The sequence below is a fragment of the Nocardia rhizosphaerae genome, assembly GCF_042650365.1.
GTDB lineage: Bacteria > Actinomycetota > Actinomycetes > Mycobacteriales > Mycobacteriaceae > Nocardia > Nocardia rhizosphaerae.
Window position 1 is genome coordinate 385714 of the sequence record NZ_JBHSBA010000003.1, and the last position, 17608, is coordinate 403321.

Here is a 17608-nt window from a genome sequence, read left to right on the forward strand (position 1 = left end):
CGACGACCTACACGGTCGCCACGTACTCTCGACGCATGCGTGTATTGGTCGTCGACAACTACGACAGCTTCGTGTTCAACCTGGTGCAATACCTCGGCCAGCTCGGGACCGAGGCCGTGGTCTGGCGCAACGACGACCCGCGCCTCGACGACCTGGACACCCTGCTCACCCGCGGCGACGAGGGCGGCAGCTTCGACGGCGTGCTGGTGAGCCCCGGCCCCGGCAGCCCCGACCGGGCCGGCGCGAGTATCCCGCTGGTGTACGCGGCCGCGAAGTACCGCATGCCACTGCTCGGAGTATGTCTGGGACACCAGGCCATCGGTGAGGCGTTCGGGGGCACGGTGGACCGCGCCCCCGAGCTGCTGCACGGCAAGACCAGCCAGGTCTACCACCTGGGCTCAGGCGTCCTGGCCGGCCTGCCCGACCCCTTCACCGCCACCCGCTACCACTCGCTGACCGTGCTGCCGGAGACCATGCCCGAGGACCTGGAGGTGGTCGGCCACACCGAGAGCGGCATCGTGATGGCCATGCGGCATCGCAGCCTGCCGATCCACGGCGTGCAGTTCCACCCGGAGTCGGTGCGCACCCAGGGCGGGCACCGGATGCTGGCCAACTGGCTCGAGGTCTGCGGCGAGCGGCCCGCCGAGGCGCTGGTGTCGGCGCTGGAAGCCGAAGTCGCGGCACTGGCCATCTCGTAGCCGTCCGATATCCGGACGCGGAGTGAAGGAGCGAACCACGCAACGGCGCAGCGAGGGACCTCGGTCCGACGCCAAGGCCCGGCCGTACGTCTTGCTCTCGGTCGCGGCGAGCCTGGACGGCTATATCGATGACACCTCCGAGCGGCGGCTACTGCTGTCCAACAGCGCCGATTTCGATCGGGTCGACCGCGTACGGGCCGACTCCGACGCGATCCTCGTCGGTGCCAGCACCCTGCGCACCGACAATCCCCGGCTGTTGGTGAACAGCGCCGAGCGCAGGGCGACGCGGGTGGCGTCGGGCAGGCCGGAGTATCCGGTCAAGGTGACCGTCACCGCCTCGGGCGAGCTCGATCCCGGCCTGCGGTTCTGGCATACGGGTGGGGACAAACTCGTCTACACCACCGACGCGGGCGCGGCCCGGCTCGGCGAGCGGCTCGCCGACACGGCCGAGGTGATCGCCCTCGGAGCGCGGGTGGCGTTCCCGGCGCTGCTCGACGACCTCGGTACCCGCGGTGTCCACCGGCTGATGGTGGAGGGCGGAACCGGGATGCACACCGGATTCCTCGCCGCCGACCTGGTCGACGAGATCCACCTCGCGATCGCGCCGATCCTGGTCGGCGACCCCGCGGCGCCCAGGTTCGTCGGTCCCGCGCTGTTCCCTGGCGGTACACAGCGGCGGCTGCAGTTGGCGGGTGTGGAACAACTTGGGGATGTCGCTGTGCTGAAGTACCTGGTCGGACCGGTGGACAAGTCCGGGTACTAACCGGACCTGTGGCTGAAATCATCGAGCCGACCTGGGGAAATATCGCTCTCCACAGTTTGTCGAAGACATTTCTGCACACCTGAACATGATCGAATCCACATCATGCGATCGTTGTGGATAACTCCCGACCCGCAGGGGAATCCGATGAGCGTGGACAACGCCGAAAGCACCGACCACCTATTCATGCACAGGGCGATCGAACTCGCCAGGAACTCTCCGCCCAGCCCGACGGCCTACTCGGTGGGCGCGGTGATCGTCGCCGACGGCGTGGAGATCGCCACCGGCTGGTCGCGCGAGACCGACGAGAAGGTACACGCCGAGGAATCGGCGCTGAACAAGCTCGACCCCGACGATCCGCGCCTGACCAGGGCGACGATCTACAGCACGCTCGAACCGTGCTCGACCCGCGCCACGGCGAACCGGCCGCCGTGTGCCGACCGCATCCTGGCGGCCGGCATCCCGACCGTCGTGATCGCCTGGCGCGAGCCGAGCCTGTTCGTCGCCGCGTGCGAGGGTGTGGACAAACTGCGCCGCCACGGCGTGCGCGTCGTCGAACTGACCGACCTGGCCGAGGCGGCCATGTCGATGAACACCCATCTGGATCTGAGCTGAGGTTCAGGGCCGCCCGTAGATGGCGGTCACGAACTCGCCGAGCTGATTGTCGTCGAGATGCCTGGCCAGATCGGCTTCGCTGATCATGCCGACCAGCCGCTTGTTCTCGATCACCGGCATCCGCTTGACCCGATGACCTTCCATCTGGTCGAGCACGTCCTCCACATCGGCGTCGGCGTCGACCCAGCGCGGGGTCGACTCACACAGTTCGGCGGCCGTCGTTGTCTCCGGGGAGAGGCCGAGCGCGACGCACTTCACCACGATGTCGCGATCGGTGATGATGCCGCACATGCGCTCGTTGTCGTCGGCGACGACGAGCGAGCCCACGCCGAGATCGGCCATCGCGGTGGCCGCGGTCGCCACGCTGTCACCGCGGCTGATCCACTGCGCGCCCGGCTTCATGATGTCCCTGGCCGTTGTCATAGCTCCGACACCTCGTCTGCGCACTGAAAGGCCTTCGTCACTGGGCGGTGGCTCACTGGACTACCTCCTCGTTCAGCTATTGCTGGTTGGGATGAAGCAGCCTCATTCTGCGCGCACGCGAAGGCAACGGGTGAGTTCTCCACGCAATCGAGACCTCAGGCGCGGTCTCAACGCGGAATCGGCGAGGCACCGACCTGTAGCACGACATTGCTCGTGATCGTGACCGATGAACCGGGCGCCGGGCTCTGGCCGACGATCTTGCCGGCGACGGCGCCGTCCAGTGTGATCACCGTGGTCTGGCTGAGCTGACCGGTCCAGCCGAGCTCACGCAGCTGCTCCTGCGCCTGGGTCGGCGTCAGGCCGGTCAGCGTCGGCATCTGGATCCGGTCACCGGCGGAGACCTGCACGACGATCGTCGAACCCTTCTCGGCGTCGGTGCCACCGGCCGGGCTGGTCGACAGGACCTGCCCACGCGGCGCTGTCGACTTGATCTCCTGGATCTCCACCTGGAAACCGGCGCTGTCCACCAGGTTCGGCTGGGCGATGGCGATGTCCTGGCCGACCACGGTCGGCACCCGCACCTGTTCCGGCCCGGATCCGATGGTGATGGTGACGGCCTGGTCGATGTCGACGCGCGCGCCCGCGCTCGGCTCCTGGCCGGTCACCTTGTCGATCTCGGCGGTGCTCGACGCCTTGCGCTCCACATTCGGGTCGAGTTGCAGCCCGATCGAATTCAGTTTCTGCTCCGCCTCGGCCCTTGTGAGCCCGGACAGTCGCGGCACCTGCACCTGCGACGGGCCGGATGACACCTGCAGCGTGACGGTGCTGCCCTCGTCGATCCGTGACCCGCCGAGCGGCTGGGTGGCGACGACATTGCCCTGCGCCACCTTGCCGTCCGGCTTCTGCTGCACGACCACATAGAACCCGGCCGCCTGCAGCGCCGACTGGGCCTGCTGCGCCGACTGCCCCGACACGTCCGGCACGGCCACCTGGTCGGGCTTGCTGCCCGGCCCGATCAACACCCAGAACAACCCGAACGCCACCGCGAGCGCCGCGGCGACGCCGAGCGCGATCAGGCCGGTCCGGTTGCGGTCCTCGGCAGGCGGCGCGATCGCGTCCTGTTCGGAGGTGTCGTCGCCGCGCTCGTGGAACATCCGGGGCGCGGGGTCGTCGTAGTCCATGATGGTGGTGCGGTCTTCGTCGCTCATCACCATCGGCGCGCTCGGCTTCTGCCCGCCGAGCACCCGGATCAGATCGGCGCGCATCTCCGCGGCCGTCTGGTAGCGGTTGGCCGGGTTCTTGGCCATCGCCTTGAGGATCACCGAATCCAGCTCGCGCGGGACGCCGGGATTGATCGACGACGGCAGCGGCGGATCCTCTTTGACGTGCTGGTACGCGACCGCGACCGGCGAGTCGCCGGTGAACGGCGGCTGGCCGGTGAGGATCTCGAACAGCACACAGCCCACCGAGTACACGTCCGAGCGCGCGTCGACGGTCTCGCCGCGGGCCTGTTCGGGGGACAGGTACTGGGCGGTGCCGATGACCGCGGCGGTCTGGGTCATCGGGTTGGAGCTGTCGGCGATCGCGCGGGCGATGCCGAAGTCCATCACCTTCACCGCGCCTGCCCGGTTGATCATGATGTTGGCCGGCTTCATATCGCGGTGCACGATCCCGGCCTTATGGCTGAAATCGAGCGCGGCGCACACGTCGGCCACGACCTCCATCGCCTTGCGCGGCGCGAGCGGACCCTTGCCGCGCACGATGTCGCGCAGGGTGTCGCCGTCGACGTACTCCATCACGATGTAGGGCAGTGGGCCGCCGTCGACGGTGGCCTCCCCGGTGTCGTACACCGCGACGATGGCGGGGTGGTTCAGCGCGGCCGCGTTCTGCGCCTCGCGCTTGAAGCGCAGGTAGAACGTGGGGTCGCGAGCCAGGTCGGCGCGCAGCACCTTGATCGCGACATCACGCGAGAGGCGCACGTCGCGCGCCCGGTGCACCTCCGACATGCCACCGAAACCGATGATCTCGCCCAGCTCGTACCGCGAGGAGAGATTCTTCGGGGTCGTCATGGCTGTCCTTGTGACGGAGTGGTGTCGACGGTGCGGTCGGGGCGGGTGTCCGGGAACGGCAGGTCGAGCGTCGGCAGCCGGGGGCGACCGTTGACCGTCGTCGTGCCCTCCACCGGTTTGTCGGTGGTCGTTGTGGTCTTGGTCGTGGTCGTCGGCTTGGTCGTCGTGGTGGTGGTCGGCGGCGGGGTGGTCGTCGTCGGTTCCACGGTCGTCGTTGTCGGCGGCGGGGTGGTCGTCGTCGGCTGCGGCGGCTGGGTCGTCGGCTCCTCGGTCGGGACGACCGGGGGTGGAACGACGACGGTGGTTGTCGTCGTGGGCTGTGGCGGCGGGGTGGTGGTCTGGATCGTGGTCGTCACCGGTCCGGTGCTGCGGTTGGGTTCACCGCCGAACAGGAGCCAGAGCACGCCACCGCCGAGCAGCAGCGCGCCGATGCCGAGCGCGATCAGCCACTTCTGGTTGTTGTTGCCCGACTCGTTCGGGATCGACGCGGGCGCGGCGGCCTGGGTCGCCGGACCGGAGTAGCCGCCACCCGGCGTGACCGGCGGGGGTGTCTGGTTGCCGAAGCGCATGGTCGCGCCGTCGTAGTCGCCCGCGGCCGGGATCACCATGGTCGGACCTGGCGGGAGCACCCTGGTGGCGCCGGTCATCGGCGGTGCGGCACCGGCGGGCGGCGGCGGCATGTGCCCGGCGCGTACCGCGGCGACGGCGTCGGCGAACTCGCCACCGCTGCGGTAGCGCTGGCCCGGATCCTTCGCCATGGTGATGGCGATGAGTTCGTGCACGTTCGGCGGCAGGTCGGCGGGCATCGGCGGCGGGGTGTCGCGCACGTGCTTCATGGCGACGGTGATGGCGCCGTCACCGGTGAACGGGCGCGCGCCCGCCAGCGCTTCGTAACCGACCACACCGAGCGAGTACACGTCGCTGGCCGCGGTGGCGTCCTCGCCGACGGCTTGTTCCGGCGCGATGTACTGGGCGGTGCCCATCACCATGCCGGTCTTGGTCACCGGTGAGGCGTCGACCGCCTTGGCGATGCCGAAGTCGGTGATCTTCACCTGGCCGGTCGGGGTCACCAGGATGTTTCCGGGCTTCACGTCGCGGTGCACCACACCCGCGGCGTGCGCGACCTCGAGTGCCCGGCCGGTCTGCTCGAGCATGTCGAGGCCCTGGAGCACCGAGAGCCTGCCCATCCGGTTCAGCACCGCGTTCAGCGGCTCACCCTGAACGAGCTCCATCACCAGGTACGCGGTCTCCCCGCCCTGCGGGTCGGTGGTCTCGCCGTAGTCGTAGATACCGGCGATCCCTGGATGGTTGAGCTGCGCGGTGGTGCGCGCCTCGGTCCGGAATCGCTGCCGGAACGTCGGGTCGGCGGAGAACTCGGTCTTGAGGACCTTGACCGCCACCCGCCGGTCGAGCCGGGTGTCCATCGCTTCCCACACCTGACCCATACCGCCGGTGGCGATGAGCCGTTGCAGGCGATAGCGGTCGGCGATCATGGCGCCGTTGTTCAGCATCGGGGCCCCCGTGTTGTCACTCGCACACTCATTTCGTTCAGCCCCCTGCCAGGCCCGCGTCCAGCACCGACCTGGCGATCGGTGCCGCCACCGAGCCGCCGGTGGCGGACAGACTCCGGTCGCCGCCGTTCTCGACGATCACCGCGATGGCGATCTTCGGGTTCTGCGCGGGCGCGAAGGCCATATACCAGGCGTGCGGCGGGGTGTTACGGGGATTGCTGCCGTGTTCGGCCGTTCCGGTCTTCGACGCGATCTGGTACGGCGACCGGCCACCGCCCGCGGTATTGGCCTCCGAGGCGACCATCAGATTCGTCAGCGTCGACGCTACCTGGGGGCTGACCGCTTGTCCGACCGAGACCGCTGTGGTCTTGCTCAGCTCGGACAGATCCGGCGCCTGGGTCTGGTCGACCAGGTACGGCTGCATCCTGGTACCGCCGTTGGCGATGGTCGCCGCGACGACGGCGATGTCGAGCGGGGTCACCGCGACATCGCGCTGCCCGATGCTGGACTGCCCGAGCGCCGCCGCGTCAGGGATCGGGCCGACGGTCGACTCGGCCACCGGGATCGGGACGCCGGTATGCGGGCCGATGCCGAAGGCCGCCGCCTCGTCCTTGAGCGCGCTCGCGCCGACCTTCACCCCGAGCTCGACGAACGCGGTGTTGCACGAGCGCCGGAACGCGTCGTACAGGCTCGCGGTCGGTCCGTCACCGCAGGTGCTGCCGCCGTAGTTCTCCAGCGTGGTGCTGGTACCGGGCAGGGTGATGTTGGGCGCCGCGGTGAACTGGTCGTCGGGACCTGCCACCCCGTTCGACAGCGCGGCTGCGGTGACGATGGTCTTGAACGTGGACCCGGGCGGGTAAGTCTGGGAGACGGCGCGATTGAGCATCGGCTGGGTCTGGTCGGTGCTCAGCCGCTCCCACGCGGCCCGGCCCGCGGCGCCGTCGTGGCCGGACAGCTCGTTGGGGTCGTAGCTCGGCGTCGACACCATCGTCAGGATCTTGCCGGTGCTCGGCTCGATCGCGACCACCGCGCCGGTGTAGCCCTTCGAGGTCATCTGGTCGTAGGCGACCTGCTGCATGATCGGGTTGAGCGTGGTGATCACATTGCCGCCGCGCGGGTCACGCCCGGAGAACATGTCGATGAGGCGGGTACCGAACAGGCTCGAGTCGTTGCCCGAAAGCACCGGGTCCTCGGCAAGCTCCAGACCGGTCTTGCCGTACTGCATCGAGTAGAACCCGGTGACCGGGGCGTAGGCGGGCGGGGTGCTCGGGTACTGACGCAGGTACTTGTACCGGTCGTCGGTCGCGATCGAATTGGCCAGCACGGTGCCGCCGGCGGAGATCTGGCCGCGCTGGCGAGAGTACTCGTCGAGCAGCACGCGCGAGTTGCGCGGATCGCTGCGCAGATCGTCGGCCTTGACCACCTGCAGGTAGGTCGCGTTCACCAGGAGCGCGACCACCATCACCATCACGGCGACGGCGACGCGACGTAGCGGAGTGTTCATTCGCTCGCCCTGCCTTCCGACCTGCGGAACATCTCGGTCGGCGCCTCGGCGATCGGCGCCGGGCCGCGCTTGCGCGCCGGTGCGGGCGCGCGGGCGGCGTCGGAGATCTTGATCAACAGCCCGAGCAGGGCATAGTTCGCGAGCAGCGAGGAACCACCGTAGGAGATGAAGGGCGTGGTCAGGCCGGTCAGCGGGATCAGCTTGGTGACACCGCCGACGACGACGAAGATCTGGATCGCGATCGTGAACGACAGGCCGGCCGCGAGCAGCTTGCCGAAGCTGTCGCGCACGGCGAGCGCGGTCCGCAGCCCGCGCACGATGAAGATCAGGAACAGCATCAGCACCGCGGTGAACCCGATCAGGCCGAGTTCCTCACCGATCGTGGTGACGATGAAGTCGGTCTTGGCGAAGGGCACCTGGTTGGGCCGCCCACTGCCGAGGCCGGTGCCTGCCAGCCCACCGGTCGCGAAACCGAACAGCGACTGCGAGATCTGATACCCGGTGTTGTGGTAGTCGTCGAACGGGTGCAGCCAGGTGTCGACCCGCACCCGCACATGCCCGAACAGCTGGTAGGCGAAGACGAACCCGAGCAACAGCAGCCCGCTGCCGATGATCAGCCAGCCCACCCGTTCGGTGGCGATGTAGATCATCACCAGCACCGTGCCGAAGATGAGCAGTGAGGTGCCGAGGTCCTTCTCCAGGACGAGCACCCCGATGCAGACAACCCACACGATCAGCACCGGGCCCATATCGCGTGGGCGCGGGAACTCCATGCCGAGGAAGTGCTTGCCCGCCGCGGTGAACAGGTCGCGCTTGGCCACGAGCACACCCGCGAAGAACACGATCAGCAGGATCTTGGCGAACTCGCCGGGCTGCACACTGAAGCCGGGCAGCCTGATCCAGATCTTGGCACCGTTGACCTCGGAGAACCGGCTCGGCAACAGTGCCGGAATCGCCAGCGCGACCAGGCCGACCAGCCCTAGGGTGTAGGTGTAGCGCGCGAGCGTGCGGTAGTCCCGCAAGACGATGAGCAGGGTGATGAACACCACGATGCCGAGGCCGGTCCACATGATCTGCTGGTTGGCGTCGGGGGAGGGGATCGGGCTCGCCTCGTACGCGGCCTGTTGCGCGTCGGCGAGATCGAGCCGGTGGATCAGGACCAGGCCGAGGCCGTTGAGCAGCGCCACGATCGGCAGCAGCAGCGGGTCGGCGAACGGCGCGAACCGCCGCACCGCCAGGTGCGCGATGCCGAACAGCGCGAGGAACGCCAGCCCGTACTTGGCGATGTCCCAGGTGATGGACTGTTCCTGGCTCGCCTCCACGATGAACAGCGACACCGTCGTGATCCCCGCCGCCCCCGCCAGCAGCAGCAACTCCTGGTTGCGTCGCGTCGACGGGGGTGGTGCCGGCGCGAATCCGCCAGGGGGACTGGGGAATGCCCCAGCCGACGGCGGTGGCGGTGCGGACATCAGTCCGTCACCCGGCAGTTCTCCCCTGAGATCTGCGGAGTTGTCGTCGGGACGGGCGTGGTGGTCGGTGCGGCCGGGGTGGTGGTCGGTGCGGCGGGCTGGTCGGGTCCTGGCGTCGGCGCGCCATCCGGGGTGGCCTGGGGCTGCTCGGTGGGCAGCACGCCGGGCTGCGGCACGGATTCCTTCTTGGCGCAGGGCTCGAGCACCGAAGAACGCAGCCGGAGCATGGCGTCGCGCGCTTGCTCCAGCGAACCAGGGGGGAAGGTGCTCTCCACCGAATCCCGGCCGGATTGCTGCAGATCGTCGACCATCAGCGTTTTGCAGCCGCTCGGCGCGGTTGCGTCTGCCGCGAGGAGGGTGAGCTCGTTCTTGTTGTCGACGCAGGCGGTGAGCTCGACGTCATGGATCGAGTAACCGAGGATCGAGCCGGGCAGCCCGCGCATCACGACCACCCGGTCGTTGTCGGCGCCGACGTAGTAATTGCTGCGGATCATCTGGTAGCCGACTACGAGGCCGACGGCCACCGCGGCGATCAGGGCCACCGAAAGCAGCAGCCAGCGCAGCTTGTGCGACTTCGGTTCCGGCGGCGGTGGCGCGGCGGCGGCCCGGCGGGGCTGGGCCCTGGGTGGGCGCATCGCGGCGGCCCGGCCCGCGGCGGTGTTGGGCGGCGGGCTGTCTTCCTCCTCCTCGGTGGAGGCGGCGCCGGCGACGATCGGATGGCTCTGGCCGTAGTCGAGGTCGATCACGTCGGCGACCACGACGGTGACGTTGTCGGGCCCACCGCTGCGCAGCGCCAGCTCGATCAGCCGGTCGGCGCAGTCGTCGGTATTGCCCTCGCGCATGGTGTTGCCGATGGTCTCGTCGCTCACCACGTCGGAGAGGCCGTCGGAGCAGAGCAGATACCGGTCACCGGCGCGGGCTTCGCGCATGATCAGCGTCGGCTCGATCTCGTTGCCGGTGAGGGCACGCATGATCAGCGACCGCTGCGGATGGGTGTGCGCCTGCTCCGGGGTGATCCGGCCCTCGTCGACCAGCGACTGCACGAAGGTGTCGTCGCGGGTGATCTGGGCGAGCTCACCGTCGCGCAGCAGATAGGCGCGCGAGTCGCCGATGTGCACCATGCCGAGCTTGCGGCCCGCGAACAGGATGGCGGTGAGCGTGGTGCCCATGCCGTCGAGTTCGGGCTCGGCCTCGACATGGTCGGCGATGGCGGCATTGCCTGCGCGGGTGGCGCGGTCGAGCTTGGTGAGGATGTCCTCGCCCGGCTCGTCGTCGTCGAGATGCGCCAGGGCGGCGATCATCAGTTGGGAGGCCACTTCGCCGGCGGCATGGCCACCCATCCCGTCGGCGAGGGCAAGCAGGCGAGCGCCCGCGTAGACCGAATCCTCGTTGTTGCCTCGGACGAGGCCCCGGTCGCTTCGCGCGGTGTAGCGCAGAACAAGTGTCACGATCGCAGCTCGATCACAGTTTTGCCGACTCGGACCGGAGTGCCGAGCGGAACACGGACAGCGGTGGTGACTTTCGCGCGGTCGAGATAAGTGCCATTGGTGGAACCGAGGTCTTCCACGTACCAGTCGTCACCACGCTGAGACAGTCGCGCGTGCCTGGTCGAGGCGTAGTCGTCGGTGAGTACCAGCGTGGAATCGTCGGCGCGGCCGATGAGGACCGGTTGGGTGCCGAGGGTGATTCGCGTGCCGGCGAGTGAACCATGAGTCACCACTAGATACTTGGCGCCCTTCTGGCCTCGGCGCAGGGATGGCAGCCCCAAGGATCCGCGTGCACCGCGCGCGGCCCTCGGCTGTATCCGGATGCCGGATGCCGCGTAGATATCGCTGCGCAGGGTGCGCAGGACGGCCCAGACGAACAACCAGAGCAGCAGCAGGAACCCCGCGCGGGTCAATTGCAGGATCAATCCCTGCACGGCGTTCCACCTCCTGTTCGCCCGGGTACGTCGGTACGGCGGGTGCGGGACGGACCACCCCCACCAGCACGCTGGTTCGCCGGCCCCGAGGTCGGGGCCGTGCGTGTGATGGCAGCATCATAGAGCCGACAGCGTCGACTCGTGATGTGCACCGCGCAGCTTACGGGATCAGACGATCCGGATCAGGATCTCGGAATGTCCGGCCCGGATGACGTCGCCGTCGGCGAGCTGCCAGTCCTGCACCGGCGAGCCGTTGACCAGGGTGCCGTTGGTGGAACCGAGGTCGGAGAGCATTGCGGTCTGGCCGTCCCAGCGCACCTCGATATGGCGCCGCGACACACCCGTGTCCGGCAGCCGGAAGTGCGCGTCCTGGCCGCGGCCGATGATGTTGCTGCCCTCACGGAGCTGGTAGGTGCGGCCGCTGCCGTCGTCGAGCTGCAGGGTGGCCGAGTAGCTCGACTGCGCGGGCGCCGCGTAGCCACCACCCTGCTGGCCGTAACCCTGCTGGGCGCCGTAGCCGGCCTGCTGGCCGTAGGCCTGGTCGTCCTGGCCGTAGCCCTGCTGCGGTTCGGCGTAGCCCTGCTGGCCGTAGCCAACCTGCTGGCCGTAACCCTGCTGGGGATCGGCGTAGCCGTTCTGGCCGTAGCCCTGCTGGTCGTAGCCGGGTTCGGCGTAGCCCTGCTGGGCGCCGTAGCCGGCCTGCTGGCCGTAGGCCTGCTGGTCGTAGCCGCCCTGGCCGTAGCCGCCCTGCTGGTCGTAGCCGGGTTCGGCGTAGCCCTGCTGGGCGCCGTAGCCGGCCTGCTGGCTGTAGGCCTGCTGCCCGTAGCCGCCCTGCTGGTCGTACCCACCTTGCTGGTCGTAGCCGGGCTGCTGCCCGTAGGCCTGCTGCCCGTACCCGCCCTGCTGGTCGTACCCGTTCTGGTACCCGCCCTGCTGGTCGTAGCCACCCTGCTGGTCGTAGCCGGGCTGGGCGTACCCGCCCTGGCCGTACTCGTCGGGGTAGGCCCCGCCCGGAGCGGCGCCGCGCGCGGGCGGCGGAGCGTACCCGCGGTTGCGTGGATCGGACTCCGCGGGCTCTCGGCTTGGCTCGTAGCCTGAGTTGTGCGTCATGGGGCCAGCTCCTGGTTGCGGGTGTGCGGGTCGTTGTGGCGGTTCGGGGCGAGGTGGGGCGGTCCCGCGACCGGCGTCGGGGTCGACGCGGCCGCTCGCTCTGAACATTCCGGTGTGCAGCGTAGGTGATGCCTCGAACGCCACGTGCACTTCGCCGTAGGTCTGCCAGCCCTGCTCGCGGATGTAATCCTGCAGGTGTTTGGCGAACGCCTTGGTCGTGAGGTCGTGATCGGCGTCGAGCTTGCCGTGATCGGATGCGTTGATGGTGATCACGTAACTGTTCGGCGCGAGCTTGTGCCCGCTGCCCAGATCCTGCACCTGATCAGCGGCTTCGCGCTGAAGTGCGGCCTCGACCTCCTGGGGGACGACGCTGCCGCCGAACACCCTCGCGAACACGTCACCGACGGCGCCCTGCAGACGACGTTCGAATCTCGACACGATGCCCATCACAGCCCTCCCTTCGGTGCGCGTGCCCAGCCGGTGGACACGCTGGTTACGGCGTGTCCGGACCCGACCACGTTCCTTGCATGATATCCACGATCCTCCAACCCTGTAACTCCCGGCGGAGCGCCCCGGTTCCCGCGCCGAATCCGCGCGCATCACCGCAGGTCAGCGACGCGATTTTATTTTCGGCAGCGGAGCATGTTAGATTTTTCCAGTCGCTCGGGCGAGTGGCGGAATGGCAGACGCGCTGGCTTCAGGTGCCAGTGTCCGTAAGGACGTGGGGGTTCAAGTCCCCCTTCGCCCACTTACGACAAGAGGCTCGATCCCATCGGATCGGGCCTCTTGTCGTTTCCCGGTCGTCGCGCGGGTTTGTGGGTTCTCACCGAGTTTCCGGTCCGTCCTCCTTGCGGCGCGCCAAGCGGAGCAGGGCGGTGCGCAGGTCGGCGCGCGGAGCCGCGGCGTCCAGTTCGAGCAGGGCGGTCTCGGCGATCGCGGCGACCAGCAGCACCGCGACCGGTTCCGGGTCGGACCAGCCCATCGCCCGCAGATCCGCGACGAGCAGGGCGGCGGCCGCGGCATTGCGGGTCGCGACCTGTGGGCCAAGGCCCGCGTCGGTGCGGGCCTGGACGAGCAGTCCCTTGGTCGCCGGGTCGGCGAGGCAGCCGTCCAGGTAGGCCGCGATTCCGGCGGCGAGCCGCTCCGGCCCCGGTGCCAGGTCCGCGATCGCGGCGGCGACCTGGCTGTCGAGATCGTCGTGGAAGGCGCGGTGCAGGGCGACGAAGTAGGCCTCCCGGCTCGGCCAGTGCTGATAGAAACTGCCCTTCGCCATCTTCGCCTGCGCGGCGATGGCGTTGACCGACAGTTTGGTCAGGTCCTCGGTGGACAACAGCGTGCGGCCCGCCGCCAGCAGCGCGCGCCGTCCTGGTTCGGCGGATCTCATGGACGCATTCCAGCACAGGCGCCGAGGAATTCCCGCACGCTGTCGAGGAACAGCCCTGGTGCCTCGGCGAACGGTTCGTGCCGGGTCGGCAGCACGGTCACCGTGGCCTGCGGCAGTGCGCGGGCCACGGCCGCGCGGTTGGCGAACCACGGATTGGTCGGATCGTTGCGTCCCCACACCACCTGGACCGGGAGCCCCGGAACCAGCTGCCCGTCCGCGGTGAGATCGAAACGGGGACTGTCGAAGCTGCGCCACAGGCTCCGGTAGACGGCCAGGCGCACCGGATCACCCGGTACCGCGCCTGTCCTTTCGAAGATGGCCCGCAGCTCGCCGCGATCGAGCGGACCGAGATACATCCGAGCGTTCGGCACCACATACCGCCGCGCGACGAGGGCACTCGCGACGAATCGAAAGTAGGCCCTGGTAGCCAGGTTTCGCGGCGCGAAGCCGGCCGACTGCACCAGCACCAAGCCGTGGACCAGGTCCGGCTCCGCCTGGGCCAACCGCACCGCGGCATAGCCACCCGCACTGTTGCCGAGCACGGTCAGCGCGCCGAAGCCGTTGCGGGCCAACGCCTTGGCCACCCGCACCGCCACCTCGGCCAGCGCGTCGACGGTGATCAGCTCGGGATCGCTGACGGTCGATGCCCCGTATCCGGGCCAGTCGGCGGCGGCGATGGCCCAGTCGGCCGCGAGCGCGGGCACGATCGCGTCGTAATCGCGGTGGTCGCCCGGATTGGCGTGCAGCAGGAGCAATCCCGGTGCCTCCCGTGGCGCGCGGCCGCTGAGATGAACGGCGATCTCGCCGTAGCCGGTGGGAACGAGAAGGGGCGTCATGAATCGACGATAGTTATGACCGACTGGTCGGTCAAGGGTGGTGTCGGGTCGCGATCAGGGCATACGGGCGATCAGCAGATGAAACGGAACAGGTGGATTCGGTAGCGTCCGCTGCTCGACGGTCAGCCCGGCGGCCGTCAGCGCCGCGACCACGTCGGCGACCGGACGCAAGGTGAATCCATAAGGAGTGAAGGGCATCTTGGCCATCGCGTCCGGGTCGCCGATACCGACCACTGCGGTTCCGGCAGGCCGCAGCACACGGGTGAGCTCGGCACAGGCGGCGGGCAGATCGTCGAGGAAGTAGATGGTGTTGACCGTGATGACCGCGTCCAGGCTCGCGGCCTCGGCAGGCAGCGCGGTCAGTGACCCCTCGGCCAGGACGAGCCGTTCCGCCGCGACCTCACCGGAAAACGCAGAGCGCGCCCGCGCCAGCATGTCCGGCGACGGTTCGATGCCGTGCACGACACCGCCGGGCCCGACCCGGTCGAGCAGCAGTCGCAGTCCGACGCCGCCGCCGAACCCGATATCGGCGACCGCCGCGCCGGTCGACGCGCCGGTCGCGTCGACCGCGGCGGCGATGGCCCGCCGATTTCCCCGGTTGAGTACGAAGGCCACGCCCTTGCCGAGCGTGCCGTGCGGATTGCCGAGCTGAGCGGCGATGGTGGTGAGCAGGCGATCCTTGACCCCGGGCATGGTCGTCATCGTAGGGGTGTGGGATGACACCGGAATGAAATCCGCGGTTCGTAATCCGGGATCGTCGGGGCGGCCTGCGCGAATTCGCGCCATGCCCTCTGCGGCGCAAGACCGGCTGATCGGCGCTGGTGAGGCGAAGATCACACCCCTGCCTGATGGCTGGAATCGGACGCGTTTGCGTGCCGGTTTCGTCCCGTTCGGCGCCCGTCAAGCAACAGGTCGCTTGACCAATTAACGGTATCGAAACAGGTGATCTGGCCTGATAGCTAGGTGTCTATCTTGTTTGCAGCCCTGTAAACATACTTGAGGTCTTTTTTAGCTCCGCTCGGGTCCGGCAAACCTAAATCCCATTGCCGAAGTAGCAGGTTATCGGCTATGCGAGCGGCGCTGGTGGATTCCGGGCAACCGGGTGGAACATTCGCGCGCGTGCCATCGAGAGGACGAGTGGCTCGTTTTCGAAGGTTTGCCGAAGGTGAATTCTCGGTGTGACGGAACGCCGGTCGCCGATGCCGCCGGAAGTTAGCTGTGGCGCCGGGAACCGGTGCAGTGAGCGAGCTTCGCGGGTTCGCAAACGGTACGCCCGACCTGCGCGTTGGGGGTTGCATGGGCATAACGATTGTGTACAGTTAACGGCAACGCTGGCCGCAGCTCGAGCCCGACTCGCTGCGGCCAGCGGAACTCAAATGGGGGAGTTCTACACCTTCTCGTAACCTCGCGTAGCTACCGGTTGTCCGGCGCTGTCCCGGCTCGGTGTGCTCGGAGTTGCCTGCTTCACAAATGCACGTGCATCTGTGAGCTCAGACGCGGTCGAGCGGTTTTGCCGGGGAATCGAGCCAGCGAACGCCGGGGTCGGGCATCGCAGTCGGCAGGGCCGCGGCGGCATCCTGCTCGGCGGCGACCCGGCGACCCAACCGGAACACGTAGGTGAGGAAGGCGGCCTCGGCCGCGAACCCGATGGCGATCCGCACCGGCGCAGGCAGCGCGCTCGGCGTGACGAAGCCCTCGATCAGGCCGCATGCCAGCAGCACCGCCACCAGCCCGAGCGCGACAGTCGCGGTCACCCTGCCCTGCCGTGCCACAGCGGACGCCCGGCTGCGCGGACCGGGATCGACCAGCGTCCAGCCCAGTTTCAGGCCGACCCCGCCCGCGACGAACAGCGCGGTGAGCTCCAGCGTTCCGTGCGGGAGGATGAAGCCGAAGAACGAGTCAAGCCGCCCCGCGTCGGCCATCAATCCACCGGTTATCCCCAGATTCAGCGCGTTCATGAACAGGGCATACACAGCGGGCAGGATCAGGACACCGGTGAACAGCGCGATCGCGGCCACCCACGAGTTGTTCGTCCACACCTTGGCGGCGAAGGCGTCGTTGGGATGCTCGGAGTAGTACGTCTCGAACGAGCCGCCGGGTCCGGTGATGGTGGAGAGATCGCCATCAGGTATGCCGAGGGCGGCACGGGCCGACGCCGAGGTGTCGACCAGGACCGCGAGCACGGCGGAGACCGCGAGGAACGCCGCGGCCACCCCGACCCACCACGGCCACGCGCGATACACCGCGGCCGGAAAGTGCCTGGTGAAGAACCGGCCGACCTCGCGCCACGGCTGTGACCGCGCGGCGAGTACCCGGCCGCGCGCCCTGGCGAGCAGCGCGCTCAGGGTGGCCACCAGCTCCGGATCGGGGTGGTGGCCCTGCACCTTCGCCAGCTGCTGGGACGCGGCGCGATACAGCCGGACCAGCTCGTCGGCCTCGGCGCCGGTGAGCTTGCGTTGACGAACCAGCTCATCCAGCCGATGCCACGACCGTAGATGCGCCCAGCTGTAGGCATCGGTGTCCATATCGGGAATGCTAGCCACATGGCCGAATTCACCACCGGCGAAGCGGTGGCGCTAGAGCTGCCGATCGCGCGTATCCCCAGCAGAGCCGGGGCCTTCCTGCTCGACCTGCTCATCCAGCTCGGGCTCGCGGCCACCCTGATCTACGGCGCGACGATCCTGCTGATGGCCGCCGACGCCGACGATGCGTGGTGGAGTGTCACCGCCGTGGTCACGATGGTGACCGTACTGGTGGCGTATCCGGTGTGCAGCGAGACGTTCTCGCGCGGTCGTTCGGTCGGGAAGCTGGCCTTCGGGCTGCGCGTGGTGCGCGCCGACGCGGGCCCGATCGATTTCCGGCACGCGCTCACCCGTGGTCTGGCCGGCGCGATCGTGGACTTCTGGATGCTCGGCGGTTTCGGTGCCGTCGCGGTGATCAGCTCGCTGTGTTCGCGCGATGCCAGAAGGGTCGGTGACGTTCTCGCCGGGACGGTGGTTGTGCACACCAGGCAGAACCTGCCGATGGCGACGCTCGCCGCGGCGCCGCCGTGGCTGGCGGGCTGGGCCGCCCAGCTCGATCTCAGCGGCGTGTCCGACGAGCTCGCCGCCGCCGTCCGGCAGTATCTGACCAGATTGCGCACCCTGACCCCGGCGGCGCAGCACCACCTCGGCACCCAGCTGGTCGACGCGGTGTGTACCGCCCTGCGCAGTCCGGCACCGCAGGGTTATCCGCCGTACCACGTACTCGGCGCGGTACTGGCCAGGCGACAGCAGCTCGCCCGCGGGTGACCTGTGCACAGGTGCCCG

General features: G+C 68.7%; 16 protein-coding genes and 1 tRNA gene. 5 read left to right on the forward strand and 12 right to left on the reverse strand.

Features of this window, described 5'->3' with window-relative positions; genetic code table 11:
- Positions 1-35 precede the first annotated feature (35 nt).
- The 3 genes from ACFOW8_RS03355 to ACFOW8_RS03365 all read left to right on the forward strand — a co-directional run bounded on the left by ACFOW8_RS03355 (position 36) and on the right by ACFOW8_RS03365 (position 2073).
- Complete coding sequence (locus tag ACFOW8_RS03355) at positions 36-698, forward strand: aminodeoxychorismate/anthranilate synthase component II (protein ID WP_378545234.1); 663 nt, start codon at positions 36-38, stop codon at positions 696-698.
- Between the two features lie 22 nt (positions 699-720).
- The gene (locus ACFOW8_RS03360; protein ID WP_378545237.1) at positions 721-1461 is read left to right on the forward strand and encodes a RibD family protein; all 741 of its coding nucleotides are present in this window, start codon (positions 721-723) and stop codon (positions 1459-1461) included.
- 144 nt (positions 1462-1605) lie between these two features.
- A complete protein-coding gene (locus ACFOW8_RS03365) occupies positions 1606-2073 on the forward strand; it encodes a deaminase (protein WP_378545240.1) in 468 nt (155 codons plus the stop codon).
- Positions 2074-2076: 3 nt separating this feature from the next.
- Here the strand turns inward: ACFOW8_RS03365 and ACFOW8_RS03370 are convergent, their stop codons facing one another.
- From ACFOW8_RS03370 to ACFOW8_RS03405, 8 genes are all read right to left on the reverse strand, one after another.
- Positions 2077-2496 (reverse strand): CBS domain-containing protein, encoded by a 420-nt coding sequence (locus tag ACFOW8_RS03370; protein WP_378545243.1) that lies wholly within the window; start codon positions 2494-2496, stop codon positions 2077-2079.
- A 167-nt stretch (positions 2497-2663) separates the two neighbouring features.
- Entirely contained in the window at positions 2664-4565 is a 1902-nt protein-coding gene (gene pknB, locus ACFOW8_RS03375) for a Stk1 family PASTA domain-containing Ser/Thr kinase (protein WP_378545246.1), read from the reverse strand.
- Positions 4562-6076 (reverse strand): serine/threonine-protein kinase, encoded by a 1515-nt coding sequence (locus tag ACFOW8_RS03380; RefSeq protein WP_378545249.1) that lies wholly within the window; start codon positions 6074-6076, stop codon positions 4562-4564. Before ACFOW8_RS03380 ends, pknB begins: the two co-directional genes overlap by 4 nt.
- Before the next feature lie 37 nt (positions 6077-6113).
- Positions 6114-7580: a peptidoglycan D,D-transpeptidase FtsI family protein gene (locus ACFOW8_RS03385; RefSeq protein WP_378545252.1), complete on the reverse strand. Its 1467-nt coding sequence runs from the start codon at positions 7578-7580 to the stop codon at positions 6114-6116.
- Positions 7577-9049, reverse strand: a complete 1473-nt coding sequence (locus ACFOW8_RS03390; RefSeq protein WP_378545255.1) for an FtsW/RodA/SpoVE family cell cycle protein — start codon at positions 9047-9049, stop codon at positions 7577-7579. The genes ACFOW8_RS03385 and ACFOW8_RS03390 overlap by 4 nt, the downstream gene beginning before the upstream one ends.
- Positions 9049-10497, reverse strand: coding sequence for a PP2C family protein-serine/threonine phosphatase (locus ACFOW8_RS03395; RefSeq protein WP_378545258.1), 1449 nt, complete (start codon positions 10495-10497; stop codon positions 9049-9051). Before ACFOW8_RS03395 ends, ACFOW8_RS03390 begins: the two co-directional genes overlap by 1 nt.
- Positions 10494-10970, reverse strand: coding sequence for an FHA domain-containing protein FhaB/FipA (locus tag ACFOW8_RS03400; protein ID WP_378545261.1), 477 nt, complete (start codon positions 10968-10970; stop codon positions 10494-10496). Before ACFOW8_RS03400 ends, ACFOW8_RS03395 begins: the two co-directional genes overlap by 4 nt.
- Positions 10971-11138: 168 nt before the next feature.
- On the reverse strand, positions 11139-12527 hold the full coding sequence (locus tag ACFOW8_RS03405) for a DUF3662 and FHA domain-containing protein (RefSeq protein ID WP_378545264.1): 1389 nt from the start codon (positions 12525-12527) through the stop codon (positions 11139-11141).
- A 218-nt stretch (positions 12528-12745) separates the two neighbouring features.
- Here ACFOW8_RS03405 and ACFOW8_RS03410 point away from each other — a divergent pair.
- Positions 12746-12828: transfer RNA gene (locus ACFOW8_RS03410), tRNA-Leu, on the forward strand.
- Between the two features lie 75 nt (positions 12829-12903).
- Here the strand turns inward: ACFOW8_RS03410 and ACFOW8_RS03415 are convergent.
- From ACFOW8_RS03415 to ACFOW8_RS03430, 4 genes are all read right to left on the reverse strand, one after another.
- Positions 12904-13464 (reverse strand): TetR/AcrR family transcriptional regulator, encoded by a 561-nt coding sequence (locus ACFOW8_RS03415; RefSeq protein ID WP_378545267.1) that lies wholly within the window; start codon positions 13462-13464, stop codon positions 12904-12906.
- Positions 13461-14300, reverse strand: coding sequence for an alpha/beta fold hydrolase (locus ACFOW8_RS03420; protein WP_378545270.1), 840 nt, complete (start codon positions 14298-14300; stop codon positions 13461-13463). The genes ACFOW8_RS03415 and ACFOW8_RS03420 overlap by 4 nt, the downstream gene beginning before the upstream one ends.
- A 54-nt stretch (positions 14301-14354) precedes the next feature.
- The gene (locus ACFOW8_RS03425; RefSeq protein WP_378545273.1) at positions 14355-14993 is read right to left on the reverse strand and encodes a methyltransferase domain-containing protein; all 639 of its coding nucleotides are present in this window, start codon (positions 14991-14993) and stop codon (positions 14355-14357) included.
- A gap of 797 nt (positions 14994-15790) precedes the next feature.
- Complete coding sequence (locus ACFOW8_RS03430; protein ID WP_378545276.1) at positions 15791-16825, reverse strand: stage II sporulation protein M; 1035 nt, start codon at positions 16823-16825, stop codon at positions 15791-15793.
- An 18-nt stretch (positions 16826-16843) separates the two neighbouring features.
- Here ACFOW8_RS03430 and ACFOW8_RS03435 point away from each other — a divergent pair, with 18 nt between their 5' ends.
- On the forward strand, positions 16844-17590 hold the full coding sequence (locus tag ACFOW8_RS03435; RefSeq protein ID WP_378545279.1) for an RDD family protein: 747 nt from the start codon (positions 16844-16846) through the stop codon (positions 17588-17590).
- Positions 17591-17608 lie beyond the last annotated feature (18 nt).